This is a genomic window from Microbacterium sp. BWR-S6Y (assembly GCF_041379845.1).
Lineage (GTDB): Bacteria > Actinomycetota > Actinomycetes > Actinomycetales > Microbacteriaceae > Microbacterium > Microbacterium hydrothermale.
Genome location: NZ_JBFECV010000001.1, coordinates 705,231 through 722,760, shown reverse-complemented (window position 1 = coordinate 722,760; position 17,530 = coordinate 705,231). Strand labels below are relative to the sequence as shown.

Here is a 17,530-nt window from a genome sequence, read left to right as displayed (position 1 = left end):
TCCACGCTACTGCCGATGCGGTGGGGGCTCGCCGCGCGCACAGCTCCTGCAGATCTCGGCGCCGGCGGCGCCCGCGGCTTCTCGTCGCCCCTCATCGCAGGAGTTGTGCTCGCCCGCCCGGGGGAAGAGACGCGCAGAATGGGCCGACGCTCTCAGCCTCGGGGCAGAGGCGGGGCGTGCACAACTCCTGCATGAGACGACAGATGGAGTCGGCACGGGCCGGTCCGGTCGGTTCTGCAGGAGTTGTGCACACGGGCGATGGCGCGGCGCCGAGCCGAGCGAAGGGCCCCGGTCAGCCCCGCCGCACCTCCACGTCGACCACGCGCGCGTCGTCGACCGACACCTCGTACGTCGCCCCCGTCAGACGCAGCGCCACCGCCTCGTCGACCTCGGCGCACGACGGTCCCAGCCGCAGCTCCACCTCGCCCGGCTCGACCACCCGGCGCATCGCGCGATCGCTGTACGCGAGGCGCGACGCGGGCACGGTGAAGCGCACCTCGGCGCTCTCGCCCGGATCGAGCTCGACCCGCGCGTACGCGACCAGCTGGGCGAGGGGGCGCGTGACGCTGGCCCGCGTGCGGTGGGCGTAGACCTGCACGACGTCGGTGCCGCGCACCGCCCCGGTGTTGGTCACGCGAGCGGCGAGGCAGAACGCGTCGCCCGCGCGCACCTCGGCCGTCGCGGATGCCGCGACCCCGTCGACCGCGAGACCCTCGCGGCGGAACGAGGTGTACGACAGCCCGAACCCGAACGGCCGCACGGGAGTGGGGTCGGTGCTGGTCACCCCCGACGGCCCGCCGAGCAGCGGATGCAGGTAGGAATACGGCTGCGCGCCGGCGGAGCGGGGGAGCGACACGGGCAGGCGGCCCGAGGGAGCGGCATCCCCGGCGATGAGCGCCGCCAGCGCGGGAGCGCCCTCCTCTCCCGGGAAGAACGCCTGCAGCACCGCCGCGGGGGCGTCGTCGCCGTCGAGCGCCCACCCCAGGGCGTACGGGCGGCCGGTCAGCAGCACGAGCACGACGGGCGTGCCGGTGGCGACGATCGCCTCGACGAGCTGCCGCTGCACACCGGGGAGCTCGAGCGAGTCGGCGTCGTTGCCCTCGCCGACGGTTCCGCGTCCGAACAGGCCCGCGCGGTCGCCGACGACGACGATCGCGACCTCGGCGTCGCGAGCGGCCGCTGCGGCCTCCGCGAAACCGGCGGTGTCGGAACCCTCGACCGCGCAGCCGGGGGCGTACGTCACCTCACCGAACCGGTCGGTCAGGGCGTCGCGCACCGTCGGAAGCGAGAAGCCCAGCGGCACCCCCGGGTGATGCGCGAGCACGTGGTTCGCGAACGAATAGCAGCCCATGAGCGCATCGGCGCTGTCGGCGTTCGGGCCGATCACCGCGATCCGTCCGGGCTCCCGCAGCGGCAGCACGCCGTCGTTGCGCAGCAGCACCGCGCTCTCGAGCGCGAGCCGGTACGCCAGCGCGCGATGCTGGGCGTCGTCGAGGTCGACGCTCTGCGGGGGCGTGGAGAAATCGGCATCCAGGAGTCCGAGGTCCTCCTTCTCGGCGAGCACCCGGGCGACGGCGCGGTCGACCACGACCTCGGGAAGGTCCCCGGATGCCACCCGCTCGGCCAGGTGCGGATAGGCGTCGGGCCCGGGCAGCTCGACGTCGATCCCGGCGTCCAGCGCGAGCTGCGCCGCTTCGCCGAGAGAGTCGGCGATCCCGTGCATCGAGCGGAGGAACTCCACGGCGAAGTAGTCGGAGACGACCGTGCCGTCGAAGCCCCACCGGCGGCGGAGGAGGTCGGTGAGCAGCTCGCGCGACGAGGCGACGGGGACGCCGTCGATCTCGGTGTATGAATTCATGACGCTGCGCACCCCGCCGTCGCGCACGGCCATCTCGAACGGCGGCAGGAAGACGTCCTGCAGCTCGCGCTGACCGGCCGAGACGGGTGCGTGATTACGGCCGGCTCGCGAGGCGGAGTACCCCACGAAGTGCTTGAGCGTCGCGTGGACGCCGGCGCCCTGCAGGCCCCGCACGTACGCCGTGCCGATCGTCGCGACCACGTACGGATCCTCGGCGATGCACTCGTCGACCCGGCCCCACCGCGCGTCGCGCACGACGTCGAGCACGGGGGCGAGGCCCTGGTGCACGCCGAGCTCGCTCATCGAGCGGCCGATCGCGGATGCCATGAGCTCCACGGCATCCGGGTCGAACGAGGCGCCCCAGGCCAACGGCGTCGGGAAGGTCGCGGCCTTCCACGCCGCGAAGCCCGTGAGGCACTCCTCGTGCACGAGCGCGGGGATGCCGAGCCGCGTCTCGGTCTGCAGGCGGCGCTGCTCGCCCCACAGCCACGCGGCGCGCTCGACGGGGTCGACGGGCCGCGTGCCGTACACGCGCGTGAGGTGGCCGAGCCCGTGCACCGTGGCATCCGTGTAGGCGGCGGTGGTGACCTTCTCGCCCGAGAGCGGGGCGACGACCTCGTCGCCCTGGTCGACCCAGTAGCCCACGAGCTGGGCGAGCTTCTCGTCGAGGGTCATCTCGGCGACGAGCGCCCGCACGCGCGGGGAGATGCCGGCCTCGAGGGCAGCGCCGACGTCGGTGTGATGGATGGTCATGATCGGGTCAGCCCTTCACGGCGCCGGTGAGGCCGCCGACGATCCGACGCTCGAACACGCTGAAGAACAGCAGAGCGGGGATCATCGACAGCGAGGTGAACGCGAGCACGCGCGCGGTGTCGACGGAGTATTGCGACGCGAACGCCTGGGTTCCGAGCGGCAGCGTGAAGGCGGCTTCGTTGTTGAGGATGAACAGCGGCAGCATGTACGAGTTCCAGCTGTTGACGAAGGCCAGGATGCCGACCGTGACGACCGCCGGAACGGCGAGCGGCAGCACCATGCGCCAGAAGAACCCCAGGCGGCCGAGGCCGTCGATCGAGGCGGCCTCCTGCAGCTCGTTCGGGATCGCGGCGAGGAACGGCGACAGGATGATGATCGTCAGGGGCAGCGCGAACGCGATCTGCGGCACGATGACACCGGCGAGCGAGTTCATCAGTCCGAGGTTGCGCACGAGGATGTACAGCGGCGTGATGGCGACGGTCATCGGGAACATCAGGCCCGCCGTGAACAGCGCGAACACCGCACCGCGGCCCCGGAAGCGGTAGCGCGAGAGGGCGTACGCGGCCATCAGGCCCAGGGCGACGACGAACACCGTGGTGGCCACCGCGGCGATCGCGGAGTTGCCGACCTGTCCCCAGAAGACGCCGCTGCCGAGGACGTCGGCGTAGTTCTGCCAGTTCCACACGGTCGGGAAGCCGGCGGGGTCGACGGTGATCTCGGCGTTCGAGCGGAAGCCGCCGAGGATGATGTAGATCACCGGGGCCAGCATCATGCCGATGAGCAGCAGCGCGACGAAGGCGACGACCACCGACGACGAGCGCTTCGATCCCGCGGCGACGCGACGCGGGGCCCGCGGGGTGACGAGGGTGGCGGTGGCGGTCATTTCGAGCCTCCGGTCAGGGCGCCGGCCGTGTCGCGTCGCAGCACGAACCGCTGGTAGACGAGGGCGACGGCGAGCGAGATGAGGAACATGACCACGGCCACGGCGCTGCCGTAGCCGAAGCTGCCCGCGTTGCGGCCGTTGGCGACCATGTAGGTCGCCATGGTCGAGGTGCCCGCGGTCGAGGCGACGTACTGGCCCCAGATGATCCAGACGAGGTCGAACAGCTGCAGCGAGCCGATGATCGACAGGAACGCCCAGATGCGGATGGTCGGGCCCATGAGCGGCAGCACGATGTGCCGCTGGATCTGCCAGTACGAGGCGCCGTCGATCGCGGCGGCCTCGCTGAGCTCCTCGGGGATGCCCTGGAGTCCGGCGAGGAAGAGGATGACGGCGAAGCCGATGTACTTCCACGTGATGATGATGAGAAGGGTCCAGATCGCCAGCGCCGGGTCGGAGATCCAGTCGGCGCGGAGGGCGCCCAGGCCGATCTTCTCGAGAGCGCCGTTGAGGGCGCCGCCCGACTGCAGCATCAGTCCCCAGCCGAGGCCGACGACGACCTCGGAGATGACGTAGGGCACGAAGATGAGCACGCGGATGAGCGACTGCGCGCGCATCTTGCGGTTCAGCAGCAGCGCGAGGCCGAGGGCCAGCGGTCCCTGCAGCACGAGGGAGCCGACGACGATGAACGCGTTGTGGCCGAGGGCCTCGTGGAAGGCCGGGTCGGTGAGAATCGTGACGTAGTTGCGGATGCCGACGAAGTCGGTGGGGGTGCCGAAGCCCGACCACTTGTAGAAGCCGTAATAGGCGGCCAGGGCGACGGGCAGGATGACGAACGACACGAACACCACCAGGGCGGGGCCCAGGAGGATCGCGAGTTCGCCGCGGATGCGCCAGGACTCGAGCCGCCGCCGCGCGGGCGGCCGCCCGGCCGAGGGGGCGCGGCGAGCGCCCTCCTCGACCGGGCGGCGAGACCCGGCGTCGGTCGCCGAGGTGGCGAGCTGGGTGGTCATGCGGGGGATCCTCAGCGCGAGGCGGCCGCGTTGACGGCGTCGACGATGCCCTGCGGCGACCCCTTGCCGGCGAACATGTCGACGACCGCGACGTTGAGCGCGTTGCCGACGTTCTGGCCGTAGAGGGTGTCGAGCCACACCGAGACGTAGGGCGCCTTCGAGTAGGCCTCGAGCACCGACTTCAGCGCGGGGGTGGTCACGGCATCCGTCGCCTCGGACGAGGCGGGCAGGGTCTGGAAGGCCGTCGCGTACGCCTCCTGGTTCTCCTTGTTCACCAGGAAGTTCAAGAAGTCGGTGCACTGCGCGGGGGCGTTGACCCAGCACGAGTAGCCGTCGACGCCGCCCATCATCGCGCCCGGCTCGCCGTCGCCGCCCGACACCTCGGGGAAGGGGAACCAGCCGAGGTCGGCGAGAGGCTGCTCATCGGGGGTGAGCGAGGCGATCACGCCCGGGTCCCACGCGCCCATGAGCTCCATCGCGGCCTGGTGGTTGGCCAGCAGACCGGCCGACGAACCGGCGCCCTGCTGCGCGGCCGTGGTGAGGAACCCCTCGTTGAACGGCTGCGTCGCCAGGAACGACTGCAGGTCCTCGCCCGCCTTCAGCCAGCAGGGGTCGTCGAAGCTGCGGCTCGCAGCGGCGGCGTCGAGGACGTCCTTCGCGCACGCGCGCAGGGCGAAGTTGTAGTACCAGTGCGCGGCGGGCCAGGCGTCCTTCGCGCCGACGGCGATGGGGGCGACGCCGGTCGCCTTGATCTTGGCGTTGGCGGCCTCGAGCTCGTCGATCGTGGTCGGTGCCGAGGTCACCCCGGCGGCGGTCAGCAGGTCCTGCGACGTGAAGATGCCGGAGGGGAGCACGGCCACCGGCATCCCGTAGTTCTTGCCGTCGATCTCGAACGCCGACAGCGACGAGCCGAGGGCGGTCTTGGCGTCGGCCGAGATCTTGTCGGTGAGGTCCATCGCCTGACCCGCGGTGACGATGTCGGCGAGCTTGCCGCCGCCGCGCGCCATGAAGAGGTCGGGGGCGTCGCCGGAGTTGAGGGCGGTCTGGAGCTTGCCGTCCATCTCCTCGTTCTGCACGGCCTGGATCTCGATGGTCACGCCGGGGTTGGCCGCCTCGAAGGCGGCGGCGGTGTCTTCCCAGTACTTCTTGCCGTCGCCCGTGGTGGAGTTGTGCCAGAGGGTCAGCGTGACGCTGCCGTCGGCGTTCTGCCCGCTGCCGCCGCCCGCGGCGCAGCCGCCGAGCGCCAGGGTGCCGGCGACGGCGAGGGCCGCTCCGGCAAGGATCTTGCGCGTGTTCATGTGATGTCCCGTTTCTCTTCGTCGAGGTGCGTCGTGGCGACGCGTCGGTTCCGGCTGCTGTGCCGTTCGTTCACCACCCCGGGGTCTGCGGCCCGCTGAGGTGTCAGAAGTGTCACCCGCGGAAACAGCGTCGTCAAACGTTTTCGAAAATGATTTCCACGCTAGGGTCGGATGCCATGAAGCGCGCGACCATCCACGACGTCGCCGCGGCGGCCGGGGTGTCGGTGGCCACGGTCTCGAAGGCGGTGAACGGCCGGTACGGGGTCTCTCCCGAGACGGTCGGACGCGTGCTCGACGCCGTGAAGGCCCTCGGCTACGAATCGAGCCTGGTGGCCAGCAGCATGCGATCGCGGCGCACGGGAGTGATCGGCGTGCTCGTGGCCGACATCGAACCGTTCTCGGCCGAGATCCTCAAGGGGGTGGCCGGGGCGCTGTCCGACACGGGCTACGACCTGCTCGCCTACACGGGCGCGCGTCGCGACGGCGAGGGGTGGGAGCGGCGATCGCTCAGCCGGCTGAGCGGAACCCTCATCGACGCCGCGATCATCGTCACCCCCACGGTGGTCAACGTCTCGAGCGAGGTCCCGATCGTCGCGATCGACCCCCACACCGGACGCGGAGACGTCCCCACCGTCGAATCCGACAGCTACACCGGCGCCCAGCAGGCCGTCCACTACCTCGCGCAGCTCGGCCACCGTCGCATCGGATTCATCGCGGGGCGCCCCGACCTGCGCTCGGCGGTGGCGCGCGCCTCGGGATACCGCGCGGGGCTCGCGGCGGCCGGCATCCCCTTCGATCCGGCCCTCGTGGGCGTGGGGCGGTACGAGCAGGACGTCGCGCGCGAAGCGGCGCACGCGATGCTCGCCCTCGCCGACCCGCCCACCGCGGTGTTCGCCGCGAACGACCTGTCGGCCCTGTCGATCGTCGAGGTGGCCGGGGAACGCGGCCTGCGCGTGCCCGACGACCTGTCGGTGGTCGGCTTCGACGACGTGCCCGAGGCGGCGCGCGCCCAGCCCGCCCTCACCACCGTGCGTCAGCCGATGAAGCGGCTGGGCGCCGAGGCGGTGCGCATGGTGCGGGCGCTGCTGGCGGGGGAGCACCTGGACGAGACGCACATCGAGCTGCCGACCCGCCTCGTCGCCCGCGGCACGACCGCCCCGCCGCCCGCGCGCTGAACCGGGCGGGGCGTGCCGTGCTGGCGGAGCGGGGCCGTGCGAGACTCCTGACTTCTCGAGCCGAGGAGGCCCCGGGGCACCCTTTTCGAGGGTGCGGGTGCGGTTTTTCAGGAGTTCGCCACGGCTAGCTCGCCGCCGGCGAGCCTCCCGCCCTCCCCCGCCGAGGGCGAGGCTCCCGTACCGTCCCACGCCCGCCGCCCTCGCCGCACGCGCAGCGACGGCGGCCCCCGCGCACCGAGCGGCCCGCGACACCCTACGCCACCCCGCGCCACACCGGCCGCCGCGCGCCGTACCACCCTGCGGCTCCGGTACCGTCGAAGGGTGACGAGTGCCAGCAGCAAGGACGACGAGGTCGACCTCCTCATCGACGCGTGGTCCCAGCTGCTGCCCGAGGTCGACCTCACCCCCCTCGACGTGATGTCGCGCCTGCGCCGCGCGGCCTTCCACCTGTCGAAGCTGCGGGCCAAGGCGTTCGCGAGTGCCGGGATCGCCGTGTGGGAGTTCGACGTGCTCGCCGTCCTCCGCCGCGCCGGCACCGAGCTCAGCGCCACGCGCCTGATCACCGCGACGATGATCGGCAGCGCGGCCATGACCAACCGCCTCGACAAGCTCGCCGATCGCGGCCTCGTGCACCGACGCCCCAACCCCTCCGACGGGCGGGCGATCCTCGTGGCGATCACCCCCGAGGGCATCGAACGGGTGGATGCCGCGATGACCGAGCTCGTGCGCCTCGAGGCCGAGGCGCTGCGCGACGTCAGCCGCGCCGATCAGGCGCTTCTCGCGAGCGCCCTGCGCGTGCTCGCCGCCGGCGAGACGCACGAGGCGTGATCGACCTCGCCGCCACTCTCGCTCGTCGCCCGGTCGTGCTCGACGGCGGCCTCGGCACGCTGCTCGAGTCGCGCGGCAACGACGTGACGAGCGACCTCTGGTCGGCGCGCGTCCTGCGCGACGACCCCGGCGAGGTGCGCGCCGCGCACGCGGCGTTCGTCGACGCGGGCGCCGAAGTCGTCATCACCGCCTCCTACCAGCTGGGCTTCGGGGGCGCGATCCCGGATGCCGAGCTCGATCTGCTCCTGCGCCGATCGGTGTCGGTCGCGCGCGACGCCGGCGACGCGGTGGTCGCGGCATCCGTGGGTCCGATCGGGGCCCTGCGCGCCGACGGCAGCGAATACACCGGTGCCTACGACCTCACCCTCGCCGAGCTGCGCGAGGCCCATCGCCGTCGTCTGCACGTGCTCGCGGCGGCGGGGGCCGATCTGCTGGCCGTCGAGACCATCCCCTCCCCGCTCGAGGCGGAGGCTCTCGCCCTCGAGCTCGCCGCCCTCGACGTCCCCGCCTTCGTCAGCTTCTCGGCCGACAGCACCGGTTTCTCCGCCGCCGGATCGCTCGGCGCGGCCCTGCGCACCGCGGCATCCGTTCCGTCCGTGCTCGCGGTCGGGGTGAACTGCTGCGCGCCCGGCAGCGTTCCCGGCGCGCTCGCCGGTGCGCCCGGCATCCCGCTCGTGGTCTACCCGAACACGGGGGAGACGTGGGATGCCGCCACCCGCACCTGGCACGGCGGGGCGGCTCCGCTCGCCGACGACGCCCCCGCCTGGGTGGCCGCGGGCGCGCGCCTCGTAGGCGGATGCTGCCGGTCGACCCCTGACGACATCGCGGGGATCGCGGCGGCGGTGCGCTGACGCCCGCGCGCCCGTCGCGACCCCGTCACGCGGTGCCGGGAGAGGCGGACGGGTCGCCGTCCTCCACCAGCAGGGCGACCTCTTCGGGGGCCCAGCCGAAGGAGTTCTGCATCTGATCCGTGAGCGTGTCCAGCGCGGACGGGAGGGAGGTCGCGACGCCGTGGCGGACGTTCACGGCGCGATCGTCGAGGGCGTGGGCCGCTGCGCGGAGCTCGGCGACCAGGCGGCGCAGGCGCTCTCCGCCGGACGCGGCGGCCAGCAGCTTCGCGTCGCCGACCACGACGACGCCGAGCTCGCGAGGTCCCGTCGCGGTCGCGCGCGCCGACGGCCGCAGCGACAGGATGACCGCTGCGCCGCAGACGAGCACGATGACCATCGCGACGGCGGAGCCGACCTCCATCGAGCGGAAGAGAGCACCCACCGCTCCCGACCATCCGGTCGTCACGGCGACGAGGACGCGGGCGGCGGTGTACAGGGCGTACGCGCCCATCGCGGCGGCGAGCAACAGGGCCGGGAGGCGGTCGAGCGTCGACGAGAGGCCGGCGACGAGCGCACAGGAAGCGCAGATCATCGCGAGCACGGCGGCCTTGATCGCCAGCGACACGTCGTCGGACAGGACCGCGGTGCATCCGCCGACCGCGGTGGCAGCGGCGGAGACGACCCCGACGACGACCCCCCTCTTCCGGTCGGTGAGCGCCGCGACCGCGACCAGCATGAAGCCCGGCGCCATCACCATCGTCGCGTCGGCCACAACGAGCGCGGGCTTCCCGCCCCCGTACGCGTGCACGAGGTACATCACCGTCGACCCCATCGCGAAGATGCCCGCCATCGCGGCGAACTGCACGTAGGTCGTGAACGGGACGGGCGCGCTCGTTCGGGGGAGGGCCGTGCACAGGATGCCGATGGCGACGCCGAGGCACATGGCGGCGAGGCCGATGGTCAGCAGCACGATTTCCTCCGGGTGCTCCGCGTTCGCTCCGGCCACGATATCGGCCCGTTCCGGCTCGGCGTGCTCCGGCGCGTCCCGGCGGCGGGTTCCCCTTCGAAACGGCCTGTCCCGCGCGCGCGGGAGCCTGGTCGCGGCCCGCGCATCGCCGCGTTCCTATCGCCGGGGGGATCCCGTACGCATCGTCGTCCGCACGTCGCCGCGACTCAGCCCGCGGCGCGCGGGGGCATCCCGCGCACGGAGGGTGCGGGTCGCGGGTGCGCAGCGTCTCCCGATGCGCCCAGCAGGGCCAGCTGGGCGGGTCGCCAGCCGTACGCGTCGCGCAGTCGCGCCCGGATCGCGGGGAGAGCGGCGGAGCGGCGCATCTCCACTCCGCGGTACACGTCGACCGCCGAGGGGTCGAGCTCGCGCGCTGCCAGGCGCAGTTCGGTGAGCAGGGCGAGCAGGCCGTCGGTGCCGAGCTCGCGGCGTCCACGCTGCCAGTCGGCGAGAGCGACGCGAGACCACTCCGACGACGTGTCCCGAGCGCGGGCCGTCGGCGAGCGACGGATGAGCACCACCGCGAGCCCGACGAGCACGACGCACACGGTGGCCGCGGCGGCGGCCGCCCCCGCCGAGAAGAACATCCGGTCGACGGCCGATCCGGCCGCGGGGGTCGCGCCGACGACCAGTCGCACGAGGGAGTAGAGGCCGTAGGCGCCGTTCGTCGCGCTCAGGATCCACGCCGATCGACGAGGGAGGGTGCGCGACCGCGAGCTGAGCACCGCGCACAGCAGGCAGGCCAGGGCGACGGCGCAGAGCCGGACGTTCAGCGCCGCGGGATCGGGGAGGAGGGCGGCGGAGGCGCCCACCGCCGCGGCGAGCACGATCGCGAGCGCGACCAGGGGGCGGATCCGTCGCGAGCGGGGCGGGGTGACCGCGATGCAGAGCAGGGCGGGCGCGAGCACCATTCCCATCGCCGCGAGCGCGAGCGGCAGGGGCCCGCCGCCCTGGAACGCCAGGATGAACAGCGCGGTGGACCCGACCGACAGCACACCCGCGACCGTGGCGACGCGCAGGAAGAAATGCAGCGGACCGCGGCTGCCCAGCTGCGGGAGGATCACCGCGATCACGCAGACGCCCAGCGTCGCGCACATGACCGCGAGTCCGATCGACAGCACCATGGCGTCCTCCACGCTCATCCTCCCGGTCCGGCCCGCGTCCGCGGCATCCGCGGTCCGGGCTTGACGCGGGTGGTCGGCGGGAGGAGTGTTCGCCGGGCAGGGTCGGGCGAGCGTGTGTCCGCTCAGTCGAAGTCGGCCGCGAGGGCGTTGCGGTGGTACTCGAAGATGATGCTCGTGCGGGTGGAGGCCACGCTGTGCCGGGCCGAGAGGTGGTCGACGACGAAGCGGCGCACCGCGGAGGAGTCGTCGACGGCGATGTGCACGAGGAAGTCGTCGGCGCCGCCGAGGAAGAACAGCTGGATCACATCCGGATGACGCCGGATCTCGTGGGCGAACGCGCGGATGCTCTCGTGCCGCTGCCCGGGACGCAGGGTGACCCCGACGATCGCCTGCAGACCGCGGCCGAGACGGCTCTGGTCGACGGCCGCGTGGAAGCCCGTGATGAGGCCTCGGTCGACGAGGCCGCGCAGGCGGGCGTGAGCGGTGGATGCCGCGACCCCGAGCTCCTCGGCGAGAGCCGCGTTCGTCATTCGCGCGTCGGCGGACAGCAGATCGATGATGCGTGCGTCCAGGGGGTGCAGGTCGTCGTCGGTCACCGTAGATCCTTCGCCTCGAGCGGGCGTGTGAGCCCGCGGCATCCGACGATATCTCCTTCAGGGATCGGAGAGGCGAAGGATCTACGGCGAAACACCACCGAAACCCTGTTTTCTGCGATCCTTCCGGCATCGCTCATCCGCTCGAGGAGGAACCTATGCGCGTGTCCGTGCCCACTGAGATCAAGAACAACGAGAACCGCGTCGCGATGACGCCGGCCGGGGTCGACGCGCTCGTCCATCGCGGCCACGAGGTCTTCGTGCAGGCGGGGGCGGGCGAGGGCAGCGGCTTCTCCGACGAGCAGTACCGCGCGGCCGGAGCCGAGATCACCGACACGGCCGAGCAGACGTGGGCGCGCGCCGAGCTCCTCGTGAAGGTCAAGGAGCCGATCGCTCCCGAGTACGGCTTCCTCCGCGACGACCTCACCCTCTTCACCTACCTGCACCTCGCCGCCGACCGCCCGCTGACCGACGCCCTCATGGCCGCGGGCACCACGGCCGTGGCCTACGAGACCGTGCAGACCGCGGACCGCGCGCTGCCGTTGCTCGCCCCCATGAGCGAGGTCGCGGGGCGCCTGTCGATCATCGAGGGCGCCCACCACCTCCTGCGCGCGTCGGGCGGTCGGGGTCTGCTGCCGGGCGGGGTGCCCGGCACGCCCCGGGCCAAGGTCGTCGTGATCGGCGGCGGCGTCGCGGGAGAGCACGCGGCGGCCAACGCCCTCGGCCTCGGCGCCCGCGTGACGGTCGTCGACATCTCGCTGCCCAAGCTCCGCCAGATCGAGGAGCGCTTCGGCGGCGCGATCGAGACCCGCGCCTCGACCCGCCTCGAGATCGCCGAGCAGCTCGCCGACGCCGACCTCGTGATCGGATCGGTGCTCATCCCCGGTGCCGCCGCCCCCAAGCTCGTCACCGACGACATGGTCGCCGCGATGAAGCCCGGCTCCGTGCTCGTCGACATCGCGATCGACCAGGGCGGATGCTTCGAGGGCTCGCGCCCGACCACGCACGACGCGCCCACCTTCCGCGTGCATGATTCGCTCTACTACTGCGTGGCGAACATGCCCGGCGCGGTGCCGCACACGTCGACGCGCGCGCTGTCGAACGCCACCCTGCCCTACATCACGCGCATCGCGGATCAGGGCTGGGATGCCGCGGCATCCGCCGACCCCGCTCTCGCGAAGGGCCTGAACGTGCGCGCCGGCGAGGTCACGAACGAGGGCGTGCGCGCCGCTTTCGCTCTCTGAGCTCCCGCGGGTGCAGCGCGCGCCGCTCTCCTCATCGAGTGCCCGAGACGCCCGGACGGGGTCCGAGATCGTCCGGGTGTTTCGGACACTTGCCGACGTCAGGCGCACGCCCCGACCACTCCGGATGCCGCGCCCTCAGCCCCGCACCCACGCGTAGGTGATCTCGGGTCGGCCCTGGCCGCCGTAGCGCGGCTCGCGGCGCACGCGCCCCGCGTCGGCGAGGTGCTCGAGGTAGCGGCGGGCGGTGACCCGCGACATCCCCTCGCTCTCGCCGACCTCGGTGGACGACACCGCGGTCGGCGCCGTGCGCACCCGCTCCGCGACGGCCGACAGGGTCGTGTCGCTGAGTCCCTTCGGCAGGCCGGGGGAGCCGACCGTGCGCAGCGACCCGAGCAGCGCGTCGACCTCCGACTGCGTGGCCTCGCCCGCCGCCCGATCCAGTCCCTCGACGTACGCGCGATACGCCTCGAGCCGCTCGCGGAACGCCGCGAACGCGAAGGGCTTGATGAGGTACTGAACCACCCCGATCGATACGGCCGCCCGCACGGTGTCGGCGTCGCGCACGGCCGTGACGGCGATGATGTCGACGCGCGAGCCCATGGCGCGCGCCCGCCGCGCGACGTCGAGGCCCGCCCCGTCGGGCATGGTCATGTCGAGCAGCACGAGGTCGATGCGGCGTTCCGCGTCGCTCAGCGCGGTGAGGGCGGCGCGGGCGCCAGCGGCCTGCCCGACCACCTCGAAGCCCGGGATCCGGCCGACGTAGGCACTGTGCAGCTCGAGCGCGAGAGCGTCGTCGTCGACGACCAGCACCCGGATCATCCGGTCACCGCCTCGGCGACCGCGGGGAGGAAGATCCGCACCGTCGTGGGGTCCGCGCTCACGTGCAGCGTCCCGCCTCGCGCCGCGACGATGTCGCGCACGAGGGCCAGACCGACTCCGCGACCGCCCGGACCACGGGGAGTCTTCGTCGAACTGCCGAACGCGAAAGGATCGGCGAGGTGCGGGTCGAACCCCGCGCCTCCGTCCGACACCTCGATGACCACGTCGTCGCCGTTCTCCCGCAGGGTCGCCCGCACCCATCGCGGCTCGGCGCCCGCGGCGGCGGCGTCGAGGGCGTTGTCGACGAGGTTGCCCACGACGGTCACGGCCTCCGCCGGGGCGAGGGGGAGGGCGGGGGTGGGCTCGGCGACGTCGAGGTCGAGGCGCACGCCGCGCTCCGCGGCCTCGTCGAGCTTTCCGAGCAGGAGGGCGACGACGATCGTGCCCTCGTCGTGCGACACGAGGCGATCGGCGAGTTCCTGGCGTTCGCCGGTGGATGCCACGATCAGCCGCCGCGCGTCGTCGACGCGACCCAGCTCGAGCAGCGCGAGCAGCGCGTGCAGGCGGTTGCCGTGCTCGTGCGTCTGCGAGCGCAGGGTCTCGCTGAGGGTGCGCACACCCTCGAGCTCGCCGAGCAGCGCCTGCAGTTCGGAGCGGTCGCGCAGGGTCATGACGTGGCCGCGCGCGGGGGCGCGGCGCCCCGTGAGGTCCCGCGCCTCCTCCTGATTGACCAGGAGCACGCGGTCGCCGTTGACCACGGTCTCCTCGACCATGCGGCGTCCCGTCGCGATGGCCTCGGCGAGGGCGGCATCCATGTCCGCCTCCCGCGGGTCGAGCGAGACCTGCCCCGACGACGCCGGCGGCAGGCCCAGCAGGTCGGCCGCCTCGTCGTTGTAGAGCACGATCCGTCCCGACCGGTCGGTGACGACGAGCCCCTCGCGCAGGGAGTGCAGCACGGTCTCGTAGCTCTCGACGAGGCGCGACAGCTCCTCGGGCGTGTACGACCCGGTCACCCGGCGCGCGCTGCGGCGCACGTACAGCGCGCCCAGAACGCCGAGCCCCACGATGGCGGCGGATGCCAGCACGATGAGCGGGGCGCGGGCCGCGATGTCCTGCTGCACGGCGCCGAGGGTGACCCCCACGGACACGAGGGCGACGATGGCGCCGGTCTCGACGCCGCCCTGCCGGATCGGGGCGATGGTGCGCACCGAGGGGCCGAGCGTGCCCTCGTACACCTCGGTGAAGGTGCGTCCGGCGAGGGCCTCCTCGCGCGAACCGATGTAGGGGAGCCCGATCTCCGCCCGATTCGGATGGGTCAGTCGGATGCCGTCGGGCGTCATGATCGTGACGAACGAGACATCCGTCTCGCCGAGGATCTGCTCGACCATCGGCTGCAGACGGTCGGAGTCGCCCGCCGCGGCGAGGGCCGCCACGTCGGGTTCGTGGGCGAGCGTCTCGGCCACCGAGCGCGTGACCTTCTCGGCCTCGCGCTGTCCGGAGTCGCTGAGCTGCACCGACAGGAGCGCGGCGAGCACGCCGGCCACGAGCACGACGACGCCGAGAGAGACCAGCGCCAGTCGTCCGCCCACGCTCAACCGCATGCCCACCGCCCTTCGTCGCGCCTGCCGTGAACAATACGACCACAAATCGCGGACCGGTCCGCCCTCGACCACAGTCGACTCATCCACTCCGGCGCTCCCGCCGGACAACGAAGACGTTAGGAAAGGGATAGGCGCTGATGGCTCTCTCACTCCGCACCACTCGCGACGGTCGACCGCGTAAGAAGATCGACCGCAACCACTGGCTCTACATCGCCGTCATCGTCGCCGTCGTGGCGGGCGTGATCGTCGGCCTCGTCGCCCCGCAGTTCGCGCAGGGTCTCGAACCCGTCGGCAAGGGCTTCGTCAACCTGATCAAGATGATGATCGCCCCGGTCATCTTCTGCACGATCGTCGTGGGCATCGGATCGATCGCGAAGGCCTCGACGGTCGGCAAGATCGGCGGCCTGGCCCTGGGCTACTTCCTCGTGATGTCGACCTTCGCTCTCGGCATCGGCCTGCTCGTCGGCAACATCATCCACCCCGGCGAGGGTCTCAACATCGGCAGCGCCTCGTACGACGCCGTCCCCGAAGCCACGACCACGCAGGACTTCGTGCTCGGCATCATCCCGACGACGTTCTTCTCGGCGTTCACCGGGGGCAGTATCCTGCAGGTGCTCTTCATCGCGCTGCTCTCCGGCTTCGCGCTGCAGGGCATGGGCGAGCGCGGTGCGCGCATGGTCGAGGGCATCCGCAACTTCCAGGTGCTCGTCTTCCGCATCCTCGGCATGATCCTGTGGCTGGCCCCGATCGGCGCGTTCGGCGCGATCGCCGCGGTGGTCGGCAAGACCGGCTTCGGTGCGGTCATCAGCCTCGGCATCCTGATGGGCTCGTTCTACCTGACGTGCTTCCTGTTCATCGCGGTGGTGCTGGGCGGTCTGCTCTACGCCGTCACGCGGGTCAACATCTTCTCGCTCATGAAGTACCTCGGCCGCGAGTACCTCCTGATCGTCGGCACCTCGTCGTCGGAGGCCGCTCTGCCCCGCCTCATCGCCAAGATGGAGCACCTCGGCGTCTCGAAGCCCGTGGTCGGCATCACCGTGCCGACCGGGTACTCGTTCAACCTCGACGGCACCGCGATCTACCTGACGATGGCGTCGCTGTTCATCGCCACGGCGATGGGCGCGCCGATGTCGATCCCCGAGCAGATCGGTCTGCTGATCTTCATGATCATCGCTTCCAAGGGCGCGGCCGGTGTCACCGGTGCGGGCCTGGCGACGCTTGCCGGCGGCCTGTCGGCCTACCGCCCCGACCTCGTCAACGGCGTCGGCGTCATCGTCGGCATCGACCGGTTCATGTCGGAGGCCCGCGCGGTCACCAACTTCACCGGCAACGCCGTGGCGACCCTGCTCATCGGAGCCTGGACGAAGCAGTACGACGGCCAGCGGGTGCGCGAGGTGCTCGCGGGGCAGATCCCCTTCGACGAGACCCTCCTGACCGGCCACGACCACTCGGCCACTCCGGCGGCGGATGCCAAGGAGCAGGCCTCGACCGGAGCGGGCACCGGCCCCTCCGCCGTCGACACGCAGGCGCTCAACGCCTTCCGCGCTCAGGCGGAAGCGGAGGCGGCGGCGCGGAGCCGCTCGTGACCCTGGCGCACACCTCGGCGGGGGCGGCTTCGGCCGCCCCCGCCCCCGCGCGCGTCGGCCTCGCCCGCACGTGGATGCTGCGTTCGCCGCTCGCGGGCGACCTCGACACCGCGGCCGACGTGCTCGTGCTCGACCTGGAAGACGGACTCCCCGCCGCGCGCAAGACCGAGGGCCGCGAGCGCGCGCGCCGCGCGGCCGCGCAGGCGCCGGTGTGGCTCCGGATCAGCGCCGCGGGAACCCGCGACGGACAGGCCGACCTCGCGCTCGGCCGTCAACTCGACGACCGCCTCGCCGGGGTGGTCCTCGCCATGTGCGCGGGGCCGGCCGACGTGGCCCACGTCGCCGCCTCGCTCCCGGCGGGCACGCCGATCGTCGCGATGATCGAGTCGGCCGCGGCGCTGCTGGCGGCCCCGGCGATCGCCGCGCATCCCGCGACCCGTCGTCTCGCGTTCGGCACGGGCGACTTCCGCCGCGACACCGGGATGTCGGCCGACCGCATCGCCCTGTCGTGGCCGCGTGCGCAGCTCGTCGTCGCGTCGGCGGCGGCGGGGATCCCGGGCCCGATCGACGGACCGTGCGGACCGGTCGATCAGGCGCTCGACGCCGCCCGACATGCGGTCGCGATGGGCTTCACCGGCACGCTGGCGCTTCAGGATGCCGCGATCCCCGGCGCCCACGCGGGCTTCACGCCGGCGCCGGCCGAGGTCGAGGCCGCTCGGTCACTGCTGTCGACCACGCCCGACGGCCCGGTCGACGGCTCCTACGCGCCGACCCTCGCGCGCGCACGGGCCCTCGTCGAGCGCGCCGAGGCGCTGGCCGCGCTCTGACGGCGGCGCCGTCGCAACCCGCGAAATCACACGATCGGCGCGAGATCGCACGGTGCGCGCGGCGGCGAAGGGGTGAGGTCGCGCCGATCGTGTGA

15 protein-coding genes are annotated in these 17,530 nt (G+C 72.5%); 6 read left to right on the top strand and 9 right to left on the bottom strand.

The window, feature by feature from the left end:
• Nucleotides 1-292 precede the first annotated feature (292 nt).
• From AB1K56_RS03530 to AB1K56_RS03515, 4 genes are read right to left on the bottom strand one after another with little or no spacing between them, the layout of a single operon-like run.
• Entirely contained in the window at nt 293-2,611 is a 2,319-nt protein-coding gene (locus AB1K56_RS03530; RefSeq protein WP_371204574.1) for a glycoside hydrolase family 3 N-terminal domain-containing protein, read from the bottom strand.
• 7 nt (nt 2,612-2,618) lie between these two features.
• Nucleotides 2,619-3,494, bottom strand: a complete 876-nt coding sequence (locus tag AB1K56_RS03525; RefSeq protein ID WP_136587485.1) for a carbohydrate ABC transporter permease — start codon at nt 3,492-3,494, stop codon at nt 2,619-2,621.
• A complete protein-coding gene (locus AB1K56_RS03520) occupies nt 3,491-4,504 on the bottom strand; it encodes a carbohydrate ABC transporter permease (protein WP_136587486.1) in 1,014 nt (337 codons plus the stop codon). Before AB1K56_RS03520 ends, AB1K56_RS03525 begins: the two co-directional genes overlap by 4 nt.
• Nucleotides 4,505-4,515: 11 nt before the next feature.
• A complete protein-coding gene (locus tag AB1K56_RS03515; RefSeq protein ID WP_136587487.1) occupies nt 4,516-5,802 on the bottom strand; it encodes an extracellular solute-binding protein in 1,287 nt (428 codons plus the stop codon).
• Nucleotides 5,803-5,978: 176 nt separating this feature from the next.
• Here AB1K56_RS03515 and AB1K56_RS03510 point away from each other — a divergent pair, with 176 nt between their 5' ends.
• The 3 genes from AB1K56_RS03510 (at nt 5,979) to mmuM (ending at nt 8,656) form a co-directional block, all read left to right on the top strand.
• Nucleotides 5,979-6,977 carry a LacI family DNA-binding transcriptional regulator gene (locus tag AB1K56_RS03510; RefSeq protein ID WP_371204573.1) on the top strand — a complete coding sequence of 333 codons (999 nt, stop codon included), beginning with the start codon at nt 5,979-5,981 and terminating at the stop codon, nt 6,975-6,977.
• A gap of 321 nt (nt 6,978-7,298) precedes the next feature.
• The gene (locus AB1K56_RS03505; protein WP_136587494.1) at nt 7,299-7,805 is read left to right on the top strand and encodes a MarR family winged helix-turn-helix transcriptional regulator; all 507 of its coding nucleotides are present in this window, start codon (nt 7,299-7,301) and stop codon (nt 7,803-7,805) included.
• The gene (gene mmuM / locus AB1K56_RS03500) at nt 7,802-8,656 is read left to right on the top strand and encodes a homocysteine S-methyltransferase (protein ID WP_371204572.1); all 855 of its coding nucleotides are present in this window, start codon (nt 7,802-7,804) and stop codon (nt 8,654-8,656) included. The genes AB1K56_RS03505 and mmuM overlap by 4 nt, the downstream gene beginning before the upstream one ends.
• Before the next feature lie 25 nt (nt 8,657-8,681).
• Here the strand turns inward: mmuM and AB1K56_RS03495 are convergent, their stop codons facing one another.
• The 3 genes from AB1K56_RS03495 to AB1K56_RS03485 all read right to left on the bottom strand — a co-directional run bounded on the left by AB1K56_RS03495 (nt 8,682) and on the right by AB1K56_RS03485 (nt 11,361).
• A complete protein-coding gene (locus tag AB1K56_RS03495; RefSeq protein ID WP_371204571.1) occupies nt 8,682-9,641 on the bottom strand; it encodes a hypothetical protein in 960 nt (319 codons plus the stop codon).
• Between the two features lie 167 nt (nt 9,642-9,808).
• Nucleotides 9,809-10,783 (bottom strand): hypothetical protein, encoded by a 975-nt coding sequence (locus AB1K56_RS03490; protein ID WP_371204570.1) that lies wholly within the window; start codon nt 10,781-10,783, stop codon nt 9,809-9,811.
• A 104-nt stretch (nt 10,784-10,887) separates the two neighbouring features.
• Nucleotides 10,888-11,361 carry an Lrp/AsnC family transcriptional regulator gene (locus AB1K56_RS03485; RefSeq protein WP_205822979.1) on the bottom strand — a complete coding sequence of 158 codons (474 nt, stop codon included), beginning with the start codon at nt 11,359-11,361 and terminating at the stop codon, nt 10,888-10,890.
• Nucleotides 11,362-11,516: 155 nt separating this feature from the next.
• On the opposite strand from AB1K56_RS03485, the gene ald reads away from it, so the two are divergent.
• Nucleotides 11,517-12,602: an alanine dehydrogenase gene (ald, locus tag AB1K56_RS03480; protein WP_371204569.1), complete on the top strand. Its 1,086-nt coding sequence runs from the start codon at nt 11,517-11,519 to the stop codon at nt 12,600-12,602.
• 135 nt (nt 12,603-12,737) lie between these two features.
• On the opposite strand, the gene AB1K56_RS03475 is transcribed toward ald, so the two are convergent.
• A complete protein-coding gene (locus tag AB1K56_RS03475) occupies nt 12,738-13,421 on the bottom strand; it encodes a response regulator (RefSeq protein WP_371204568.1) in 684 nt (227 codons plus the stop codon).
• Nucleotides 13,418-15,022, bottom strand: coding sequence for an ATP-binding protein (locus tag AB1K56_RS03470; protein ID WP_371204567.1), 1,605 nt, complete (start codon nt 15,020-15,022; stop codon nt 13,418-13,420). Before AB1K56_RS03470 ends, AB1K56_RS03475 begins: the two co-directional genes overlap by 4 nt.
• 137 nt (nt 15,023-15,159) lie before the next feature.
• Here AB1K56_RS03470 and AB1K56_RS03465 point away from each other — a divergent pair, with 137 nt between their 5' ends.
• Both AB1K56_RS03465 and AB1K56_RS03460 read left to right on the top strand, forming a co-directional pair.
• Nucleotides 15,160-16,608, top strand: a complete 1,449-nt coding sequence (locus AB1K56_RS03465; RefSeq protein ID WP_371204566.1) for a cation:dicarboxylate symporter family transporter — start codon at nt 15,160-15,162, stop codon at nt 16,606-16,608.
• Nucleotides 16,605-17,435 carry an aldolase/citrate lyase family protein gene (locus AB1K56_RS03460; protein ID WP_264631635.1) on the top strand — a complete coding sequence of 277 codons (831 nt, stop codon included), beginning with the start codon at nt 16,605-16,607 and terminating at the stop codon, nt 17,433-17,435. The genes AB1K56_RS03465 and AB1K56_RS03460 overlap by 4 nt, the downstream gene beginning before the upstream one ends.
• The last annotated feature ends 95 nt before the right edge of the window (nt 17,436-17,530 follow it).